The organism is Chryseobacterium sp. B21-037 (assembly GCF_028570785.1).
GTDB lineage: Bacteria > Bacteroidota > Bacteroidia > Flavobacteriales > Weeksellaceae > Chryseobacterium > Chryseobacterium proteolyticum.
Map to the genome: position 1 here is coordinate 3446212 of NZ_JALGCB010000001.1, position 20978 is coordinate 3467189.

The following is a 20978-nucleotide window of genomic DNA, read 5'->3' on the forward strand; positions in this document are numbered from 1 at the left end:
ACGTAATTTAGCGCCACGTTAAATTTCTAAAAATGGATAAAATACCTAGTGTAGACCTGCGTGATTTCCTTTCGGACAACCCGGAACGCAAACAGAAATTTGTAAATGAAATCGGAAAAGCTTACGAAGAAATTGGTTTTGTTGCTCTAAAAGGGCACTTCCTTGATGACCAGTTGGTAGGCAATCTTTATGGAGAGGTAAAAAACTTTTTTGATCTTCCTACGGAAACAAAACAGAAGTATGAAATTCCTGGTATCGGAGGACAAAGAGGTTATGTAGGATTTGGTAAAGAAACCGCGAAAGGTTTCAAAAAAGGAGACTTAAAAGAATTTTGGCATTTCGGGCAATATGTGTCTGATGATTCCAAATACAAAACGGAGTATCCGGACAATGTTATCGTTGAAGAACTTCCGGAATTCAACAAAGTAGGTAAAGAAACATACCAGATGCTTGAAAAAACAGGAAAATATGTTCTGAGAGCTTTGGCATTATATCTTGGTCTGGATGAATTTTATTTTGATGATAAAATAGCAGAAGGAAACTCTATTTTACGACCTATCCACTATCCACCAATTACCCAGGAACCGGATGATGCTGTAAGAGCTGCTGCTCATGGTGACATCAACCTGATCACCCTTCTGATGGGTTCTCAGGGGAAGGGACTTCAGGTACAAAACCACGATGGCGATTGGATTGATGCCATTGCGGAACCGGATGAACTGATGATCAATGTAGGAGATATGCTTTCAAGGCATACAAACAACAAATTAAAATCTACTATTCACAGAGTGGTAAATCCACCAAGAGAATTGTGGGGAACTTCAAGATACTCAATTCCTTTTTTTATGCATCCGGTAAGTGGGATGTCTTTGAATTGTCTTGAAAATTGTATAGATGAAAACAATCCGAAATTGTACGAAGATACGACTGCCGGAGAATTCTTACATGAAAGACTGATCGAGCTCGGATTAATTAAAAAATAATCTATATTTTTAATTTTTTCATTTCAAATTTTAATTATATATTTACTTTAGTGTCAAATTTTTAATTAAAACAATATGAAAAACTTAAAAAAACTAAACAACAGCCAATTAAAAGCAATTTCAGGAGCCGGGATCAAACCTGTAGAAGAATTCTGCATGTATTACTGTAACGGAGTTGTTATCTGTGCAACCTGCAGTGATGATTTCAAGTGTCCTGTTGATTCAATGTAATTGAAATTAAAAGTCATAAAAAACCGCTCCATTTACGGAGCGGTTTTGTTTTTCTATTCAAATAGCCTCAGTTGCTGCTCTTTTGTTCCGGTGAAGTTTTTTGTAGATAGTTTAGGAAATTCTTTTCCATCAAAATACTTTTTCCTGCCAATTTTAAAAGTATTATGGATCATCTCAGCGATATTCCCCTCTCCTTTTTGCCTTTCAAAATACCTTTTATCTCCCAATTTTCCGCCCCTCATGGAACGTATAAGATTAAGGACCTTTTGTGCCCTGTCAGGAAAACTGGCTTCTATCCATCTCACAAAAACAGGCTCTACCGTATCATTCAGCCTTACCAGGGTATAACCAAAGCTTTGCGCCCCTGCTTCAGAAATTGTTTTTAAAATATGTAATGGTTCGTCACTATTGAGTCCCGGAATAATTGGGGCCACCATCACATTAACAGGGATCTTATGCTGCGACAGAACTTCTATTGCCTTTAATTTATTATTCGCGGAACTGGTCCTCGGTTCCATCTTTCGCCGCAATTCTTCATTAATGGTTGGAATACTCAGAGAGACAGAAACCAGGTTTTGTTCTGCCATAGGTTGCAAGAGATCGAGATCACGTAACACCAATGCATTTTTTGTTAAAACATTGACAGGATGTCTGTAATCGAGACAAACTTTCAGAAGCTGTCTTGTAATCTCAAATTGTCTTTCAGCAGGTTGATAACAGTCAGTATTGCCCGAAAGTAAAATCGGAGCTGCCTGATATCCTCTTTTTTGGAAAAATTTTTCCAGCAATTGTGGAGCATTTTTCTTTACCATGATCTTCCGTTCAAAATCAATTCCTGCGCTATATCCCCAATATTCATGAGTGGGCCGCGCAAAGCAATACGCACATCCATGCTCACATCCCTGATAAGGATTCATTGAATATTCCATTGGAAGATCTTCACTTTTCACCTGATTAACAATTGTCTTGGGAAAAACTTCAGTGAAAGATGTTTTTATTGTTTCGAAATCTTCATCCTCAGGCTCAAAGGTATACCTGTCGAAACGATTGATTACATTTCGCTGAGCTCCCTGACCTTTTATGATATTTTCGTTCTGCATCCTGATGTAAAATTAGATGGCTTTGATCAAAAAGTAATGAGTTTTAACACTAAAGTTTTCCACAAAAAAACCGACCCCTTTACAGGCGCCGGTTTTAACATAATTAGATATATTGTTTTACTACTTCATTGCATAAAATTCGACACCATGATATTCATCTTCATGATCCTTTCCATCAAAGTGTCTGTGATAATCTGAATAATAATCACTGTATTTTTTATCTTTTTTATTTAAAATCTTTTTATTCCTAAGAAACTTAATACTGCCAAAAGTCCTACACCTCCTGCCAATAAAACTCCAATTTCCTTTTTCATATTCTATTCGATTTAATACTTTCACTACAACAAAAAATGTACCTTTTCCATTTTATTCAATTATAAATTTTGTTAACATTAAAAAATCATTTCAGACGAAGAATATTTTATCCAGGCTACAAAATGATTGAATTAATGGTTTAATTATTGTACTAACGTTTAAAAGTATAATTATGGATAATTCAGAAAACATCGACAGAATGACCACATTAAGCCAGGTAATGAAGACCTTGTCAGAAAGAGGTATACAAAGGGAATTCAGAATGAACGAATCGAGCGAGATGAAGTTTGAAAATTCAGAAAAAAAATACCAGCCGTCTGATCTCACCATCTTAAAAACTTACCGTTTTGAAGGAGATAGTGCTCCTGATGACAATGCAGTTTTATATGTAGTTAAAGATACAGCAGGAAATATCGGAATGATCATAGATTCTTATGGTGCCGACAGCAATTATCCCGGAGAAAAATTTGATGAATTCTTAAGAGACATTCCGGTTCAGGAAAGTGACGAATTCAACTTCTAAAATAAATTGATCAAGCCCGGAATTATTCTTTTTCGGGCTTTTCCTTTTTCTTAAAAACATTTTTCAGAAATCCTTTTTTCTTTTCTTCTTCAGCCTGAGGAGAATCTTCTTTTTTTAGTTCTTCCTTATGATCACTTGATACGGTTTGTTTTATATCCTTAATACTTGTTTTAACATCATTCACTGCCGCAACTGTCTTTTTAACTGCTTTTTTAGCTTTATCCGTATTAACTCCTATCAGCGTTTTCTTCAGCCCTTCCTGAATCCCTTTCCAGAATAAATTAAAAAAGGATTTGGTAGGATCCCGTTCTACTTTTTCCACTGTTACAGATTCCGGAAACTGCCCAGAATTTGATTTGATAAACAAATTCGCTACCGCAGTTAAAAACCCTTTCTTTTCCTTATTCTCTTTATTTAAGATGGCAATTTTCAGATCTTTATGCTTCAGGTTAAAAGTTCCGCCAAGTCCTGCAGGATTTCCTTTAAAATTGAAAAGCATCTCCTGTATGGTTCCTGTAGCTGTTATATGAAGATATGGCCGGATAAAAGGATTGATTCCCTGCGCAGGAAGATTAACAGCCTTTCCTGAAATTGTAAAATCATCATGCTGATTGGCGACATCAAAATTCCAGTTAACTCCCAAAGGAGCAAGGTTCATGAATGAGCAGTCTATTTTAATATGCACCTGGGTAGGTTTTCCTTTCAACTTTGCTGAATTAAGGTTTTTGACATTCATATTAAAGTTACTGAATGTCAGTTTTCCAGGTCCTGAACTTTCAGGCGTATCTTCTTCATACACCAAAACAGAATTCTTTAAGTCCAGATTATTAATATACATTGGTATTTTTATAGACCGAAGCATCCTTGAATACAAAGGTTTTTCTTTTGGATCGTCTGCAGGAATCTTGCTCCTGAAAATATTGGCATCAGCAGATTGAATGACAACATGGGAAGCATTAATAAATTTATTGCCGGAAAATAAATCCCAATTCCCTTCCGCGGTAATCTGACCCGCTTTCAGATCATACAAATCTCTTTCAACAGGAATCATTTTAATAAATTGCGCTCTTGATACAAGAGGCTTCATGACAAAATTACTGATCTGAACTTTGTTTTTACTGACATTCAAAGAAGCAACACTCATGTTATAAAACTTCGTCCTGTAAGCAAAGTTCTTTGTTGTAAGCCCATAATCTTTTACCGTTAATCCAATGCCTTCATTATTTGCTTTAGGCTTAAGTTCTATTCCATTTATTGTAGCATTCAGATCATTAAAACTTAACGGCTGATTTCCTTTCTCATAAATGATATTTGAGTTTTTTACAATTACCTTTCTTACGATGACAGGAAACTGAATTCCCTTTATTTCAGATTTCTGCTTTTGAGCGACTTCACGGGTTTTTATTGTACCATGCACTCCATTCACCAGGATATCTTTAATATCGAGATTAAGTTTTTTATCGATAAATTCCCATTTGTTGATATTAAAAGCAACATGGTTCGCCTTAAGATCCATTGATGTTTTTGAATCTGTTGGTAATGCAGTAATATCTCTTATCTCTCCACTCTTTGGGTTTAGTGCAATGCTGCTAACCTTAATATTCTGCTTGCCCGCATAATAAATATTTCTGCCGGAAAAGTTAAAATTTTTATACCCTACAGGAATAATATTCTCAGCAGACTCTTTATTAAATACAAACTTATTGATATTAAGGTTCAAACTTTGAGCAGACAAAAGTTTATTACCATCCGGTTTAATAATCCGTACTTCACCGTTTCTCAATACAACATCTTCGAGGTTCACTTCAAAACTGAAAGGTTTACCTTTTTTTGGGGCCGGAGCTCCGGTATCATATACTAGCAATATCGGATCAAGGAGGCTTGCATTAGCAAGAGAAATATTATTTTTCTTTAAAACAACATCCTTAAATTCCATTCTCTGAATGTTGAACTGGAATAATTTATTTTTCTGGGGATAAAATCTTTTGAACTGATTGATAGTCAATAACGGCAACAGCTTAAAATCTTCTACCCGCATTTGCCCGTTTGTGGTTGTTATTTTGTTGATTTTTATGGCATAAATATTATCCGGGCGAAAGAAAAAATCTTTTCCTTTGATATCATACCGATCAAACACCACGGGTAATTTGTCTTCTACAGACTCCTCAGTCATCTGAAGGTTTTCGACAAATAAATTAAACTCCTTAACTCCTACAAACTTTTGTTTTGTGTGTCTGAATACGTTAATGTTCCCGTTGTTGATCCGTATATTCTCAAACAACACCGGGTTACGCTTCTTTCCTGTCTTTTTATCTATGGGCTTAGCAAGCGTAATATTCAGATTGGGTTTCACCAACGAAAGATCCTTTGAACTGATCTTCTTATTAAATAAGGCATCATAAATCCCGAATCTACTGATCTTCAAGGTATCTATTGTCCCTTGCAGACCTATCACATCCGTATTTTGTGGGTTTTTACTATTAACTGTTATTCCTTGGGCCAGGATATTTCCACTTCCCAAATCCACATCGAGCTTCTTGTAGGAAACCTTATAATCTGTATTGTTCTTGATATATTTAGGAAGCTGGGTTTTAAGCCAGATATTTAATCCGAGGTTAGCCAGCAAAAAAATGACAGCTAATACTCCCAGGCTAATCAATAGCTTTTTAACCCATTTTTTCATATTTGCGATTTCAGGTAATTATATCTAAATATAACATTAATTTTTTACACTCAACTCTATTACATACCCTTCATGTCCTCTTACATTTATAAAATCTCCTCCCTGGAATCCTAAGTACTGTCCTTTTATCCCGGTTAACTTTCCCGTAAATTCAGGCTTTTTATCCAGCGTAAATGAGCTGACTTTTTCCGGCTTGTCAAAAGGGTAATCAAATTTCCAAAGTTCTTCTCCTTCACTGTAAAATTTCTGAAAGTCATCAGGAAAATACTGTTTTATTTTCTGCTGAAAATCCGCCAGATCCAGCTCTCCTTCAAAATCATCCTGAAGCATTTTCTTCCAGTTGGTTTTATCCGGTAAATGATTTTTTAATGCAACTTCTATCATTCCCGCTTCATAGCGGTTTTCTGTCCTGGCAATAGGTAAAGCAAAAGTTGCGCCCTGATCGATCCATCTTGTTGGGATCTGGGTATTTCGTGTCACTCCTACTTTCACATCTCCTGTATAGGCTAAATATACGGTATGCGGTTGCAGCTGGATTTCTTTTTCTATTTCCAGGTCACGCTCTGCTACTCCCAAATGAGCGGTTGAAAGTTCGGGACGGATAATAGTGTCACTTGCATATGGGCTTTCAAAAAAGCAGCTTTTACAGAAACCCATTCTGTATATGGGTTTATTTTCTCCACAGTTTACACACTGAAACCCTGTATGTCTTATGGTCAGCTCTTTTCCGAACAATTCATTCATGTGAATGAGGTCCCCGGAAAGATTAAGATAGTACTGAATCGGCTGATCATCATAGCTCGTCATTTTTAAAATTTGCCCTTGAAACTGCATATTAACTTTATATTACTTTTTTAAGTAAATTTAATGATTATATTTTCAAGTAGTAAATTTTATATTTTTGTGCTAATAAAAAAACACGAATGAGGTATCTTATAACTGGAGGAAGTGGATTTATCGGTTCTCATTTGATAGAATCCCTGTTGAAAAATGGACATTCTGTCATAAACGTAGACAACTTTGATAATTTTTATAATTATCAGATAAAAATTAAAAATACATTAGAATCTGTAGGTAAAACTTTGGATTTTGATTTTTCAGATAAGGAAAGTGATATTAAAAATTTAATTATCACCACTCAGTCAGATAATTACACGTTATATTTCCAGGATATCAGGCATAAAAATAAACTTGAAGAAATATTCCGCAATCATGAGATTGATATGGTTATTCACCTGGCTGCACTTGCCGGCGTGCGTCCTTCTATCGAAAAACCTCTTGAATATGAAGAAGTGAATGTAAAAGGAACAATGAATCTTTGGGAGCTGTGTAATGAGTTCAACATTAAAAAGTTCATTTGCGCCTCTTCTTCAAGTGTTTACGGAAACAACACTAAGATTCCTTTTTCCGAAACAGATAACGTAGACAATCCTATTTCCCCTTATGCTGCTACCAAAAAGTGCTGTGAGATCCTCGGACATGTTTACCATCATCTTTATGATATCGATATGATACAACTTCGGTTTTTTACGGTGTATGGTCCCAGACAAAGACCCGATTTGGCGATACATAAGTTCACCCGATTAATTTCTGAAAACCAGGAAATTCCCTATTATGGAGATGGAAATACAGCGAGAGACTATACATATATCGATGATATTATCGATGGTATTATTAAATCGATCGATTATCTGGAAAAAAACACCAAAATATACGAGATCATCAACCTGGGAGAAAGTGAAGTCATCTGTTTATCGGATATGCTTTCCGCCATAGAAAAAGCACTTGGTAAAACGGCGTCAAAGAAAATGCTGCCGATGCAACCGGGAGATGTCATAAAAACCAATGCAGATATCACAAAAGCCCGGACATTAATTGGCTACAAACCAGCCACAGACTTCCAAAATGGCATAAAAAAATTTATGGAATGGTTTTTGAGAAAATGACAACAAGTAAGTTGCAGGCATCCTTATATTAAGGGAATAACGCCTGTAGTGAACAAAAGTTAATAAAAAGAATTGAAAATCAGGTATAAAAAAGTTTATTATATAACCTATTTTTATACTTTTGCAAAAAAAATAGAAAAATTATGTACTGGACATTAGAATTAGCTTCGTATTTAAGTGACGCACCTTGGCCAATGACAAAAGCAGAGCTTATTGATTATGCAATCAGAACTGGTGCCCCAATGGAAGTAGTGGAAAACCTTCAGGCTATTGAAGATGAAGGAGAAATTTATGACGCCATTGATGAGATCTGGAGTGATTATCCTACTGATGAGGATTACCTTTGGAATGAAGACGAATATTAAACTGTAAAAGGCTTTAAGCTCTGTGTTTAAAGCTTTTTTAGATATATCATAAGCACCCGCTAAGGTGTAATAATTAAAATGCTCAAGGCTTAAGTTTTGAGCCTAAATCAAAATTTTATGAGTTTTTTAAATAAAGTTCTTAAGGGGTTTTTGGGAGACAAGAAAGCGCAGGACCTAAAAGAAGTAAAAAAAGTTGTAACAAAAATCAAAGCTGTTGAACCTACCATTCAGCAATTGAGTGATGATGGTTTAAGAGAAAAAACTGCTGAGTTTAAAGATAAGATCAAATCAGCAACAAGTACCATTACAGCGCAAATAGAACAAATAAAAGAGCAGATAAAAAACTCAACGAATGTTGATGAAAAAGAAGCTCTTTTCTCAAAAATTGAATCTCTTAAAAAAGAATCATACGAAATTGAAGAAAAAGTTCTTAGCCAGATTCTTCCTGAAGCTTTTGCATTGATAAAAGAGACAGCAAGAAGATGGGCAGAGAACGGAGAGATCCGCGTAACAGCAACTGCGACAGACAGAGAACTTGCAGCAACTAAAGATTTCGTAGAAATTCAGGGAGATACAGCCGTTTGGAAAAACTCTTGGGATGCAGCCGGAACTCCTGTAGTTTGGGATATGGTCCATTATGATGTTCAGTTTATCGGAGGGGTTATTCTTCACAGCGGTAAAATTGCCGAAATGGCAACCGGTGAAGGTAAAACCCTGGTAGGAACATTACCTATTTATTTAAATGCTCTTCCGGAAAGAGGAGTTCACGTAGTTACCGTAAACGACTACCTTGCTAAAAGGGACTCCGCATGGATGGGACCTCTTTATCAGTTCCATGGAATGTCCATCGACTGTATCGATAACCACCAGCCGAATTCAGACGGAAGAAGAAAAGCCTATAACTCGGATATCACTTACGGAACCAATAACGAATTCGGTTTTGATTACCTGAGAGATAACATGGTGACTTCACCTTCAGAACTGGTACAAAGAGAATTGAACTTTGCCATCGTGGATGAGGTAGATTCCGTATTGGTAGATGACGCAAGAACACCTTTGATTATTTCAGGTCCTGTACCTCAGGGAGACAGACAGGAATTTGATGTATTAAAACCTTCTATCGACAGAATTGTAGAGGTACAGAAAAAAACTGTTTCAACAATTTTCAATGAAGCAAAAAAATTAATTGCTGCAGGAAATACGAAAGAAGGAGGTTTTAAATTGCTTCAGGCCTACAGAGGTCTTCCGAAAAACAGACAATTGATTAAATTTTTATCGGAAAGCGGTAACCGGGCGTTGCTTCAAAAAGTTGAGGGGCAATACATGCAGGATAACAACCGTGATATGCCGATCGTAGATAAAGATCTGTATTTTGTAATTGAAGAAAAAAACAATCAGGTAGATCTTACAGATAAAGGGGTAGAGTATATGTCACAAGGAAACTCAGATCCTAACTTCTTTGTTCTTCCTGATATCGGAACTGAAATTGCAGAACTGGAGGCTAAAAATTTATCTAAAGAAGAAGAATTTGAGGCTAAAGAAAAATTATTCTCTGATTTCGCTGAAAAATCCGAGCGTGTTCACACGATGAGCCAATTATTAAAAGCATACACATTGTTCGAAAAAGATGATGAATATGTAGTAATTGATGGTGAAGTTAAAATCGTTGATGAGCAAACAGGACGTATCATGGAAGGACGTCGTTATTCAGATGGTCTTCACCAGGCAATCGAAGCGAAAGAAAATGTAAAAATTGAGGCTGCTACTCAAACTTTTGCGACGATAACGCTTCAGAACTATTTCCGTATGTACAATAAGCTTGCGGGGATGACCGGTACAGCAGAAACGGAAGCGGGTGAGCTTTGGGAAATCTACAAATTAGATGTTGTGGTTATCCCTACCAACCGTCCTATCTTAAGACATGACAGACAGGATCTGGTATATAAAACCAACAGAGAAAAATACAACGCAGTTATTGAAGAAGTGGAAAGCCTAACAGCAGCAGGAAGACCTGTTCTGGTTGGTACAACTTCTGTTGAAATATCTCAATTACTTTCCAAAGCACTTCAGCTAAGAAAGATCCCACACCAGGTATTGAACGCAAAACTTCACAAGAAGGAAGCGGAAATTGTAGCTGGAGCAGGACAGCCGGGAGTGGTAACCATTGCAACCAACATGGCAGGTCGTGGTACGGATATTAAACTTTCCAAAGAAGTAAAAGAAGCAGGAGGTTTAGCAATTATCGGTACCGAAAGACACGATTCAAGACGTGTTGACAGACAGCTAAGAGGTAGAGCAGGACGTCAGGGTGACCCTGGTAGCTCCCAGTTCTATGTATCTCTTGAAGATAATCTGATGCGTTTGTTCGGATCTGAAAGAATTGCCAAGATGATGGACAGAATGGGTCATAAAGAAGGAGAAGTGATTCAGCATTCTATGATCAGCAAGTCTATTGAAAGAGCTCAGAAAAAAGTAGAGGAAAATAACTTCGGAATCAGAAAGAGACTTCTTGAGTATGATGATGTAATGAATAAGCAGCGTGACGTAATCTATAAAAGAAGAAAGAACGCATTATTCGGAGATCACCTGAAGTATGACATTACCAATATGATCTTTGACGTTGCCAATTCTATTGCAGCCAAAGGTAAAGCTAATGGCAGTTTCAAAGATTTTGAATTTGAAGTCATCAAACATTTCACAATGGGTTCTCCTGTTTCTGAAAGTGATTTCGGTAACAAATCTGTTCAGGATCTTACGAATATCCTTTTCAAAGCAGCACAGGAAGATTATCAGATGAAGTTGAATCTGTTGAAGGAGAAATCATTCCCTATCATTGAAAATGTATACCAAAATCAGGGTTCAATGTTCAAAATGATTCAGGTTCCTTTCTCAGATGGACATAAGACGCTTACAATTGTTACGGATCTTAAAGATGCTTTTGAAAGCCAGTGTGATACGCTGATCAACGATTTCGAGAAAAATATTACGTTATCAATCATCGATGAAAACTGGAAACTTCACTTACGTGAAATGGATGACTTAAGAAGATCTTCACAAGGAGCTGTTTATGAACAAAAAGATCCGCTTGTAATTTATAAACAAGAATCTTTCCACCTGTTCAGTGAAATGGTAGACAAAATGAATAAAGAAATTATTTCTTTCTTGTACAAAGGAGAAATCCCAGCATAAGAAATAATTAATACATACGAAAAACCGCAACAAGTAAACTTGTTGCGGTTTTTTTTGCTCAAAATAAATAATTCATACAATTAAAAGCTACTATCTGGGAAAAACATCGTCCCATCCGAACTAAAAAGTTAAAAAGGCTTTTTTATTATCTTCTAAATAAGATTTACGTGATAAATATCAACATTATGATTTATTTAGAATAATTAAAAACAATATATTTGCAAAAAAAAATGCTTTCATGAAAAATGTACTGATTGGTGTTTCAATGCTGGGCTCAATGTTAACTTTTGCACAAAAAAAAGACACGGCAGATACCAAAACCAAAAGTATTGATGAAGTCATCATTAGTACTTATATCAAAAAAGACAGTGACTATTCTAATAAAATGCCGTTAAAAGCTATAGAAGATCCACAGGTATATTCTTCAATTGATAAAGGTGTTCTGGAAAATCAATTATTATTTACCGTGGATGATGCATTCAGAAATGTCGCAGGTGCCCAAAAAATGTGGAGTGCTACCAACAGAGCCGGTGATGGCGGAATCTATCTTAACTTAAGGGGCTTTGTAGCCGGAAACTCTATCAGAAATGGAATGGTCGCTCCGATCACCACATCTATGGATGCTATTAATGTAGAAAGAATAGAGGTATTAAAAGGACCTTCTGCTACCCTCTTCGGGAGTAATGTAACTTCATATGGGGGAGTAGTAAACAGAATTACAAAAAAGCCTTTTGAAGAATTTGCAGGAGCAGTTTCTCTGGCTGGCGGAAGTTATAACTACTACCGGGTACAAGCCGATGTAAATACACCACTTACCAACGATAAAAAACTGCTATTCAGATTAAATACAGCTTATACCAATCAGGGAACTTTTCAAAGACCAAATGCAAAAAACTCCTTTTATGCATTTACTCCTTCCCTTACCTATCGCCCTACAGACAAACTAGAGATCAATGCAGAATTGGAAATGTTTGAGACTAATGCGTATCCTGAAACCGCTTTCTTTTTTTATTTTCCAAGTTCACAACTGGGAGCTGACAGCATGGATAAAATGGAAAAGCTAGGATATGATTACAAGCAAACATACACAGGGAACGATCTTAAAACAACAGCAAAAGCCAGAAATTTTTTCGGGCAGGTAAATTATAAGATCAATGATTTTATCAAATCCTCTACCAATGTAAGTACTTCCTATTCTTATTCTGACGGGTTCAATCCTTATTTCTACTTTGCTCCCAACCCCAATAATGGTTCAGAAATAGGAATTACTAGAGCCGATCAGTCTACCAAAGACAGTAAAAGAACATATTTCCAACTTCAGCAGAATTTCAATGCTGATTTTAAAATCGGAAGCGTAAGAAACAGAACCGTAGCCGGTTTTGATTATATGAGGATAAATGATAACCAATTCTTTATGTTCACAAATTTTGATTGGGTCCCATTTGGAGGAAATTATTCCAACATGAATGGTCAAACACTGAGCGAAATATATGCAAACCTTCAAAGTACGCAAGATTTTGAAAAAAACAATACCTATAAAAGTGCCGGTAAAAAAGATATCTACAGCGGCTATATTTCTAATGTAATTACTCCATTGCCCGGGTTAAACATCTTAACTTCATTAAGATATGAAAGTGTTGCTTATAAAGGTGGTATTATAGGACCAAACATTGCTTCTTCCTACAATCAGGGAGCATGGTCTCCAAAATTCGGAGTTGTCTATCAGATACTTCCGGACAAGTTCTCCGTTTTTGGAAACTATCAAAATAGTTTTTCAAGTAATGGTTATTATACCTCAGATAAAGCAGGAAACATCAACCTAGCTACTCCTGAAAGAGCCAATCAATTTGAAGGAGGAATCAAAACGAATCTTATAAAAGGAAGAGTTACTACTACTTTAAGTTATTATAATATCAAAGTAAAGAACACCCTTCTTAATACAGGTGAAATGACAGGAACCGGGCAGGCTGTACAAAACCAGGCCGGATCATTAACAAGTCAGGGTGTCGAATTAGAAGCCAATGCTTACCTGATCAAAGGTTTCTCTGTAATCGCCGGAGTAAGCTACAATGATATGAAATACACTGAAGCAGACAATACGGTTATAGGAAGAAGGCCGTCAACGGCATCATCTCCATGGTTGGTTAATTTTAATGCAAGCTATCAGTTCTTAGATGGAGGTTTAAAAGGACTGGGCTTTGGTGTAGGAGGTAATTACGCGAGTGATAATAAAATCGTAAACTCTACTACTATGGGAACATTTATACTTCCGAAATATCTGGTATTAAATGCCAATGCATTTTACGATACAAAGAAATTCAGAATAGGAGTTAAGGTAGACAATTTTACAAATGAGCATTACTGGAATGGATATACGACTGCAAACGCCCAGCCTATAGCAAATATTCTGGGAAGTATTACTTATAAATTTTAATATCACTTTTACCTCAAAAGAAGCAAATTCTTCTATTTAAATTATAATTAGCATTACAATAAAAGCCATTTCATTTAGTATGAAATGGCTTTTATTATTCTTCAAATAACATTTTTATGATAAATATCAATACTCTAATTTATTTAGAATAATTAAAAACAATATATTTGCAAAAATTTTTAGTTAACAAATTATAATCTACAGTTAGATCATAATCAATCAAGGCGCTGAAATATCAAGCCGGTATGTTCAAAAAGAACAACGGTGTTATCATCAATCGTCTGACTTATAAATTTTAACAAAATAATTCAACACACATAAGGATCTTATAAACAATGAAAAGAGTAATAATAGGAGCTGCTTTATTATCAACTGTGATGGTATTTGCTCAGGAAAAAAAAGATACGATTAAATCAAACGATATTGAAGAGGTTGTAGTAAGCGGTAAGTACTATAAAAAATATGTAGAAAAAGAAGGTTCTTCTTCAATGCGTTTAGATGAAGCGCTTATCAAAATTCCTCAAAACATTTCTATTATTACGAACAGGGCTTTAGAAGATCAGCAGGTAACCACATTAAGCGATGGTGTATTACGAAATGTTGCCGGAGCACAAAGGTTAGAACACTGGGGAGATATGTATACCAGAGTTAACATGAGGGGTTCAAGAGCAGCTGCCTTTATGAATGGGGTAAATGTCACTTCAAACTGGGGACCTCTGAGTGAGGACATGAGCTTTGTAGATCATATTGAGTTCATCAAAGGCCCTTCCGGTTTCCTGATGTCAAATGGTGAACCAAGCGGTATTTATAATATCGTTACCAAAAAGCCTACCGGACAATCATTGAACGGGAGTGCCAGAGTAACACTTGGAAGCTTTAATATGTACAGAGGAGAGACCGATATTGATACGAAAATTACCGATAAAGTAGCGTTCCGATTGAATTTAATGGCTCAGAATAAGAACAGTTTCAGAGACTATGAATTTAATGACAGGTACATTATTAATCCCTCATTAAAAGTTAATCTTTCTGATAAAACTACATTAACAGCAGAATATATTTATCAGAAGGCTAAAATGTCTGAAGTTGGTTCCGCTTATGTTTTCTCTTTTGAAGGTTATAGAGCGAAGCCAGTTGGATATACCGTAACTGATCCAAGCATTGACCCTACAAAAGTAGATAACAATACCGTAAATATTAACTTACAGCATAAGTTCAATAATAATTGGAAATTAACTTCTCAGCTAACTTATGTAAACGAATATACTATGGGTAGTGACATTTGGCCAAGTAATTTCGAAAATGGATACATGATCCGTCGTGTAAACTATTGGGAAGCTGATAACACAATGAAATTCGGACAGGTGTTTTTAAACGGTTACGTTAAAACAGGATCTGTTTCTCACAAAATTTTAGCAGGTCTTGACTTAGGAAGTAAAAAATATATAGCAGACTGGTCTCAGGGATATAATCTGGATAAGTACAATGCTAACGGAGATTTTGATCCTGATAAAAATTCTGTCGCTGATCACAACTATTGGTACAATACCAATACTGGTAATTATGATATCAATGGAATAAATACATATTCCGGACCCAATAATACCGAGAATTATAAACCATTTGATAAAAGTAAGCCCCTTTCAACCAGAGCAGGTGCAGGAAGTACTATAGATCAAAATTATACTGGTTTGTATTTACAGGATGAATTAGGTTTTTTTAATGATGCTTTAAGATTAACTCTTGCTGCCCGTTATACTACTGTAAAAGAAATCAATTACGGAACAAAGTCTGAAGCTAATAGAATTACCCCTCGTATTGGATTGAGTTATTCTATTAATGAAAGCATGTCTGCATATGCTTTATATGATCAAACTTTTGTTCCCCAAGCAGGATTATTCAGAGATGGTACAACAGCTACTCCTCTAACAGGAAGCAATATGGAAATAGGAGTAAAAAAAGATTGGTTTGCAGGAAAATGGAACACTACTTTATCATTATACAATATCAATAAAAATAATGAAGTCACAGGAGATCCTGATCAAACCGACAATCCAAATGGAAGATATTCCATCCTTCTTGGAAAGACGAGAGTACAAGGAGTAGAGTTTGATCTTAAAGGAGAGATTGTAAGAGGATTCAATGCTATTTTCAACTATGCATTCACTGAAAATAAATTTACAGAAACCACGGCCAAAGCAAATAAAGGAGATAAAGTACCGGGGTTTGCAAAACACACGGCTAACGGATGGCTAAATTATACATTTACAGATGGTATCCTGGAAGGATTCGGGCTAAGCTTTGGGGGTACTTATCTTGCGGGAAGAAGCAGCTGGAATTGGGGAAGTTCAAACACCTTACAGATGGGAGATTATGTAAAATTTGATGCTGGGGCTTCTTGGGAAAACACGAAGTTCAGAGTAGGTCTAAATGTATTCAATGTATTTAACAGATACCTTTACTCTGGTTCACCATATGCAAACTATTACTATTATCAGGCAGATGCTCCGAGAAATTTCAGACTTTCAATAGGATATAAATTTTAATAAATAAAGGTTAATCGGTTTTTTCCGGTTAACTTTTTTCTATGCGTAAAAAACATCATCATAAGAAGAAACCATCCGCTACAAAAAAGTGGTCTGCCCAGCTGCATTTGTGGTTCGGCTTATCTGTGGGTTTGATCGTATTCATTGTTTCCCTTTCCGGAACCTTATATGTTTTTAAGGATGAAATCCAGAATATAATCCGAAAAGATGCTATAGAACTCAAAAGAGAAACCATCCGGGAACAATCTTTACCAATTAGCCTTCTCCGTGAAAAAGTAACATTGGAACTTAATGAAAAATATCCTTTGAGTTCTGTTGAGATCCCAATGGATAAAGGAAAATCTTATGGTTTTTTATATTATAAAAAAGGGAAAAAGGGATGGAATTATTTTCAGGAAGTATTGATCAATAAGCAGGTTTTTGTTAACCAATATACCGGTGAAATCCTGGCTGTTTATGATGAAAAATATGATGTCTTTACCATTTTAAAATATATTCACTGGAGTCTTCTTCTGAAATCGGATTGGGGAAAATATGTGGTGGGAATTCCAGTGGTTCTTTTTATTGTAATGCTGATCACAGGAATTGTATTATGGTGGCCTCAAAATAAAAAAGCAAGAAAAGGGCGCTTCTGGTTTAACTGGAAAAATATAAAAACCTGGAAACGGAAAAACTATGACCTCCACAATGTTCTGGGGTTTTATTCCTCGTTTATTGCTTTACTTATGGCGATTACCGGTATTTACTTTACCTACCCTTACGTTAAAAATGCCTTCAATTTCACTTTATCCGGATCATTTGAACTTCCAAAAGAAAAGCAACCCAAGTCTCCGGATTCGCTACTGGCAAAAAACAATAGAGTTTTTGATCTGGCAGCCAATGAAACGAGAAAAATATATGCGTCTTCTTCAAGTTTCAGAATTCCTCTGAACGGAAAGAATAAAAAAGGAAAAGAACTGAAGAACATTCCGGTAACCATTTATCAGCAGGACGGAAGGTACAGCGAAAGAAATGTTCTCATATTCGATAAGTACTCCGGAAAACTATTGGCAAACCGACCTCATCAGAATTTATCTGCTGCAGAGAAATATTCCAATGCCAACTATGACATCCATACAGGTTCTTATTTCGGCCTGGCGGGAAAGATCATTTGGTTTATTGCAGGGCTTATCTGCACATCATTACCTGTCACCGGATTTCTGGTATGGTGGGGAAAAAGAAAGAAACAAGGGAAAAAAATATAATGAAAAAAGCTTTTTTATCAGTAGCATGCCTGGGAACAGTGACTGCTTTTGCACAAGTTAAAGATACACTACAAACCAGGAATGTTGAAGAAGTTGTACTTACGGCTTCAAGAAAAAAAGAAAATATCAAGGAAGTTCCTAGCTCTATTACCATTGTCGGGGAAAAGCAGGTACAATCTCAATTGACGGTTAATTCGGATATTACCAGTATCCTTCAATATACTGTTCCGAGTTTGGGACCAAGTTCGGGACAAACTTCCAATTCAGGACAAACCCTCCGAGGCCGCCAGGTATTGGTACTTATTGACGGGGTTCCTCAGTCTACTCCACTTAGAAACGGAGCAAGGGATATAAGATCTATTGATCCGTCGGTTATTGAAAGAATCGAGGTTATTAAAGGTGCTTCGTCGATATATGGAAACGGAGCGGACGGAGGTATCATTAATTATATTACCAAAAGAAGCAGATCGGATCAAAAGATTTCAGGTCTTTCACAGATCGGACTTACAGGTCAGCCTTATGGCGGGACATTAGGATTCAGGGCAAGCCAGCTTTTATCCGGAAAGATCACAGACAAATTTGATTATGTGGCCTCATTGGCCTACGAAAGAACGGGATACCTGAAGGATGCTGACGGTGTAAACCTCAGCCCTACCTACAGTACGGCAAAAATGGACAATTACAACGGAATGCTGAAACTGGGATATAACCTGACCCCTAATCAAAGAATTGAGGCTTCATATTTAGGATATGCTTCGAAATCAGATCTGGATTTAGGATTAAAAACCGGAAAATACGGAGTTACCCCAACAATCGGTGAAGGAAGGGGGAAAAATCTTGAAACTACTCCACAGGGAACACCAAGAAACCATAACTATAAATTAAGCTACGATAATAAAAACCTGTTTGAAGGGACATCATTGAATGTAAACCTTTATTATCAGGACTTCAGAACAGTGTATGGATACAGTGATACATTCCTGAACGGAGGGCAGTCCAACGTTATTTCCAAGAAAAAAGGTGCCCGTATTAATCTTGATACTCAATTGTGGAATACGAAAAACTCCCAGGCAGAAGTTATTTACGGAGTCGATATACTTAATGATCAAACCGTACAGAAGCTTGAAGATGGCCGTTACTGGACTCCGGACATGGACATGACCAACATTGCTCCTTTTGCACTTATTAAAATTGATCTTTTAAAAAAGCTTACCATTAAAGGAGGTGTCCGTTATGAGAATATAAAAGTTAAGGTAGGTGATTTCAATACTCTCTCATCCATTAAAAACGACGGCACATTCACAAAAAGTATTTTTGTTACCGGCGGAGACTTAAAGTACAACGCCTTTGTAGGAAACATTGGGGTGCGTTATAATATTGAAGATTATATCAATTTATTCGGAAGCTTTTCACAAGCCTATTCGATTAATGAACTGGGCAGGATCCTCAGGACATCTACGGAAGGAACTATACAAAACCTCGAAACCAAACCTATTATTGTTAACAATTATGAATTGGGAGCCACAGGTCAGATTTCCAAATGGATCAATTACGAAATTACATCTTATGTAAGTACTTCAAAATTAGGAGCTTCATTTGTTCAGAGCCCGGACCGTGCTTTAACCATTCAAAGGTCTCCCGAAGTAGTATATGGAGTAGAAGGATTTTTACATTTCACGCCTACCCGATGGATTAATTTCGGTGGAAGCTACAGCTGGATGGAAGGCATTACTTCTATAAAAAATGACGGGGATTATTCTGCAAAAATCAACAACAGCAGAATTTCTGCTCCGAAGGTCCTGGCTTATGTTCAGGTAAGGCCTGTGAAGGCATTATCTTTAGGACTTGATATGCTTCATGCCTTTAAACAGGACAGGTTCGAGCCTAATACAAAAACAGGATTATATGCTTACGGTGAAGGTCGGGTTCCGGATTACACTGTTTTCAATTTTAAGTCCAGCTATGAAGTCAATAATAACTGGAAAGTTTCTTTAGGAATAGAAAACCTTTTCAATAAACTCTACCAACCTTCTATCGCATGGTGGTCTGCAAGAGATAGTGACTTCATCAATTCTTTAGGGATGAGAGGAACTTTCATGATCGAATATAAATTTTAATTAATCTAAATAAAAGTTAAGTGTTATCTTTGCACGACTTTCTGTTACGATATGAAGAAGAAACATCACCATAAAAAAAAGCCCGGATTTTTTAAAAAGTGGTCTGCCAAGCTGCATTTGTGGTTTGGGCTGGGAATCGGCTTTTTAATTTTCATTATTTCCATCACCGGAGCATTATATGTTTTTAAGGATGAGATTGAAAACGTTACCCGAAAAGATGTTATCTATCATAACGAGCAAAATATAGATCAAAAACAGATCCTGCCGATCAGGGTGCTGGAAAAATCAGTTACCGAACAGGTAAAAGAGAAATATCCTGTTCACTGGGTTAACATTCCTGTTGACAAAAAGATGTCATACATTTTCTATTGGTACGAACACAACACCGATGCCTGGAATTACTTTGATGAATATCCTGTCTATAAAGCGGCTTACGTAAATCCTTACACCGGAAAAGTTTTAAGAACGTATGACGAAAAAAACGGATTTTTCCAGATCGTAAAAATGATCCACTGGAGCTTTTTAATGAAACAGGACTGGGGAAAATACCTTGTTGGGATTCCCGTTATTATATTCGTCATCATGCTGATTACGGGGATCGTACTGTGGTGGCCGAAAAATAAAGCGGCGAGGAAACAACGTTTTTCTTTCAAATGGAAAAATATCAAAAGCTGGAAGAGAAAGAACTATGATCTTCACAATGTACTAGGTTTTTACGCCTCCGTTTTCGCTTTAATATTCTCTATTACAGGTTTATTTTATGCCTTCTTTTTTGTTCAGGCAGCAATCTATGTGATCTTTTCAGGAGGAAGTACCGTTTATCCTGATTTTTCCCATATCAAGACAAAGGCTCCGATAGAGCAGAGAACAGAAACCACACTCGATAAAATAAGCAATACTGTTAAAGAGAAATATCCGGATTCCTTTGGTTTTTCTATAGATCTCGGGCACGAACATATGGATGATCACGAGCATCCTAATTTTGAAGTATACGTAAAGCACCTATCCTATTCTTATCATAAAAGCAGCAGCTTAATTTTTGATGAAAACTCAGGTGAACTTCTTCACACTCACGATCCTAAAGACAAAAATTTCGGAGAAAAAGTAGTGGGAGCAAATTACGATATCCACGTCGGATCCATATTGGGGCTTCCTACAAAAATCATTGCCTTTGTTGTAAGTCTCATATGTGCCTCATTACCAGTGACTGGCTTCCTCGTATGGTGGGGAAGAAGAAAAAAGAAAACACCCAAAACGGCCTGAAAACTTTTTTTAATAAATTCTTCGTTAATAATCCATTAA

14 protein-coding genes are annotated in these 20978 nt (G+C 36.4%); 11 read left to right on the forward strand and 3 right to left on the reverse strand.

Annotated features, from left to right (window positions below):
- The first annotated feature begins 32 nt into the window (after positions 1-32).
- Positions 33-983: an isopenicillin N synthase family dioxygenase gene (locus MTQ00_RS15290; RefSeq protein WP_273650175.1), complete on the forward strand. Its 951-nt coding sequence runs from the start codon at positions 33-35 to the stop codon at positions 981-983.
- Between the two features lie 75 nt (positions 984-1058).
- Positions 1059-1214, forward strand: a complete 156-nt coding sequence (locus MTQ00_RS15295) for a hypothetical protein (protein WP_172281461.1) — start codon at positions 1059-1061, stop codon at positions 1212-1214.
- A gap of 53 nt (positions 1215-1267) precedes the next feature.
- Here the strand turns inward: MTQ00_RS15295 and MTQ00_RS15300 are convergent, their stop codons facing one another.
- Entirely contained in the window at positions 1268-2314 is a 1047-nt protein-coding gene (locus MTQ00_RS15300; RefSeq protein ID WP_273650176.1) for a PA0069 family radical SAM protein, read from the reverse strand.
- 487 nt (positions 2315-2801) lie between these two features.
- Here MTQ00_RS15300 and MTQ00_RS15305 point away from each other — a divergent pair, with 487 nt between their 5' ends.
- Positions 2802-3152, forward strand: a complete 351-nt coding sequence (locus MTQ00_RS15305; protein WP_273650177.1) for a hypothetical protein — start codon at positions 2802-2804, stop codon at positions 3150-3152.
- A 22-nt stretch (positions 3153-3174) separates the two neighbouring features.
- On the opposite strand, the gene MTQ00_RS15310 is transcribed toward MTQ00_RS15305, so the two are convergent.
- Positions 3175-5835 carry a hypothetical protein gene (locus MTQ00_RS15310; protein WP_273650178.1) on the reverse strand — a complete coding sequence of 887 codons (2661 nt, stop codon included), beginning with the start codon at positions 5833-5835 and terminating at the stop codon, positions 3175-3177.
- Between the two features lie 36 nt (positions 5836-5871).
- Positions 5872-6669, reverse strand: a complete 798-nt coding sequence (locus tag MTQ00_RS15315) for a DUF2797 domain-containing protein (protein ID WP_273650179.1) — start codon at positions 6667-6669, stop codon at positions 5872-5874.
- Positions 6670-6758: 89 nt separating this feature from the next.
- Here MTQ00_RS15315 and MTQ00_RS15320 point away from each other — a divergent pair, with 89 nt between their 5' ends.
- The 8 genes from MTQ00_RS15320 (at position 6759) to MTQ00_RS15355 (ending at position 20939) form a co-directional block, all read left to right on the forward strand.
- Positions 6759-7781 carry a GDP-mannose 4,6-dehydratase gene (locus MTQ00_RS15320; protein WP_273650180.1) on the forward strand — a complete coding sequence of 341 codons (1023 nt, stop codon included), beginning with the start codon at positions 6759-6761 and terminating at the stop codon, positions 7779-7781.
- Between the two features lie 143 nt (positions 7782-7924).
- On the forward strand, positions 7925-8146 hold the full coding sequence (locus MTQ00_RS15325; protein ID WP_027382805.1) for a DUF2795 domain-containing protein: 222 nt from the start codon (positions 7925-7927) through the stop codon (positions 8144-8146).
- A gap of 117 nt (positions 8147-8263) precedes the next feature.
- A complete protein-coding gene (secA, locus tag MTQ00_RS15330) occupies positions 8264-11335 on the forward strand; it encodes a preprotein translocase subunit SecA (protein ID WP_172281475.1) in 3072 nt (1023 codons plus the stop codon).
- Positions 11336-11573: 238 nt separating this feature from the next.
- A complete protein-coding gene (locus MTQ00_RS15335) occupies positions 11574-13769 on the forward strand; it encodes a TonB-dependent siderophore receptor (protein WP_273650181.1) in 2196 nt (731 codons plus the stop codon).
- Between the two features lie 335 nt (positions 13770-14104).
- Entirely contained in the window at positions 14105-16315 is a 2211-nt protein-coding gene (locus MTQ00_RS15340; RefSeq protein ID WP_273650182.1) for a TonB-dependent siderophore receptor, read from the forward strand.
- Positions 16316-16356: 41 nt separating this feature from the next.
- Positions 16357-17559, forward strand: a complete 1203-nt coding sequence (locus tag MTQ00_RS15345; RefSeq protein WP_273650183.1) for a PepSY-associated TM helix domain-containing protein — start codon at positions 16357-16359, stop codon at positions 17557-17559.
- Positions 17559-19676 (forward strand): TonB-dependent receptor, encoded by a 2118-nt coding sequence (locus MTQ00_RS15350; RefSeq protein ID WP_273650184.1) that lies wholly within the window; start codon positions 17559-17561, stop codon positions 19674-19676. The genes MTQ00_RS15345 and MTQ00_RS15350 overlap by 1 nt, the downstream gene beginning before the upstream one ends.
- A 51-nt stretch (positions 19677-19727) precedes the next feature.
- Positions 19728-20939 (forward strand): PepSY-associated TM helix domain-containing protein, encoded by a 1212-nt coding sequence (locus MTQ00_RS15355; RefSeq protein ID WP_273650185.1) that lies wholly within the window; start codon positions 19728-19730, stop codon positions 20937-20939.
- Positions 20940-20978: the final 39 nt, after the last annotated feature.

Excerpts from the sequence above, each read along its gene's own strand:
- MTQ00_RS15290 (WP_273650175.1), top strand. The coding sequence starts at position 33 with ATGGATAAAATACCTAGTGTAGACCTGCGTGATTTCCTTTCGGACAAC.
- MTQ00_RS15295 (WP_172281461.1), top strand. The coding sequence starts at position 1,059 with ATGAAAAACTTAAAAAAACTAAACAACAGCCAATTAAAAGCAATTTCA.
- MTQ00_RS15300 (WP_273650176.1), bottom strand. The coding sequence starts at position 2,314 with ATGCAGAACGAAAATATCATAAAAGGTCAGGGAGCTCAGCGAAATGTA.
- MTQ00_RS15305 (WP_273650177.1), top strand. The coding sequence starts at position 2,802 with ATGGATAATTCAGAAAACATCGACAGAATGACCACATTAAGCCAGGTA.
- MTQ00_RS15310 (WP_273650178.1), bottom strand. The coding sequence starts at position 5,835 with ATGAAAAAATGGGTTAAAAAGCTATTGATTAGCCTGGGAGTATTAGCT.
- MTQ00_RS15315 (WP_273650179.1), bottom strand. The coding sequence starts at position 6,669 with ATGCAGTTTCAAGGGCAAATTTTAAAAATGACGAGCTATGATGATCAG.
- MTQ00_RS15320 (WP_273650180.1), top strand. The coding sequence starts at position 6,759 with ATGAGGTATCTTATAACTGGAGGAAGTGGATTTATCGGTTCTCATTTG.
- MTQ00_RS15325 (WP_027382805.1), top strand. The coding sequence starts at position 7,925 with ATGTACTGGACATTAGAATTAGCTTCGTATTTAAGTGACGCACCTTGG.
- secA (WP_172281475.1), top strand. The coding sequence starts at position 8,264 with ATGAGTTTTTTAAATAAAGTTCTTAAGGGGTTTTTGGGAGACAAGAAA.
- MTQ00_RS15335 (WP_273650181.1), top strand. The coding sequence starts at position 11,574 with ATGAAAAATGTACTGATTGGTGTTTCAATGCTGGGCTCAATGTTAACT.
- MTQ00_RS15340 (WP_273650182.1), top strand. The coding sequence starts at position 14,105 with ATGAAAAGAGTAATAATAGGAGCTGCTTTATTATCAACTGTGATGGTA.
- MTQ00_RS15345 (WP_273650183.1), top strand. The coding sequence starts at position 16,357 with ATGCGTAAAAAACATCATCATAAGAAGAAACCATCCGCTACAAAAAAG.
- MTQ00_RS15350 (WP_273650184.1), top strand. The coding sequence starts at position 17,559 with ATGAAAAAAGCTTTTTTATCAGTAGCATGCCTGGGAACAGTGACTGCT.
- MTQ00_RS15355 (WP_273650185.1), top strand. The coding sequence starts at position 19,728 with ATGAAGAAGAAACATCACCATAAAAAAAAGCCCGGATTTTTTAAAAAG.